1 protein-coding gene is annotated in these 353 nt (G+C 59.2%); it reads left to right on the forward strand.

The window, feature by feature from the left end:
- Positions 1 to 87 precede the first annotated feature (87 nt).
- Complete coding sequence (locus JHD67_RS21700) at positions 88 to 324, forward strand: hypothetical protein (protein WP_199101200.1); 237 nt, start codon at positions 88 to 90, stop codon at positions 322 to 324.
- Positions 325 to 353: the final 29 nt, after the last annotated feature.

Consider the following 353-nt stretch of genomic DNA (forward strand, 5'->3'; position numbering starts at 1 on the left):
GACCCAGAACGGACATGCCGGATAGGCGGGGAACTGCTGGTAATGTTCGTGGCGACGCCGTAGAGGCGAGCTCTTTAAGGGGGATTGATGCGCGAGGCCATCGAGGACGTAGTCGGAGCGACCGCCAAGTTCATCTTCAAGGTGATCATCTGGGACTTGGTGCTCTTCCAAGTGGGCCGCGCTGTGATGCTTGCGGTCACCTTAGGCCGTTATCCGACCCGCAAGGATTGCGCACAATCCCAGGGTCGAATCCAATGGGTGGGAATTGCAGCGCTTGTTGTCGCGTGGCTGGCGATTGCCGCCTTCAACAACCTGCGTCACTAGGCATTTTCGTGAGGTCCGCTACCGACCCG

This window comes from Dyella sp. ASV21 (genome assembly GCF_016428975.1).
Classification (GTDB): Bacteria; Pseudomonadota; Gammaproteobacteria; order Xanthomonadales; family Rhodanobacteraceae; genus Dyella.

Bases quoted from the DNA above. Each gene is read 5' to 3' on its own strand.
- JHD67_RS21700 (WP_199101200.1), top strand. From the start codon at position 88: ATGCGCGAGGCCATCGAGGACGTAGTCGGAGCGACCGCCAAGTTCATC.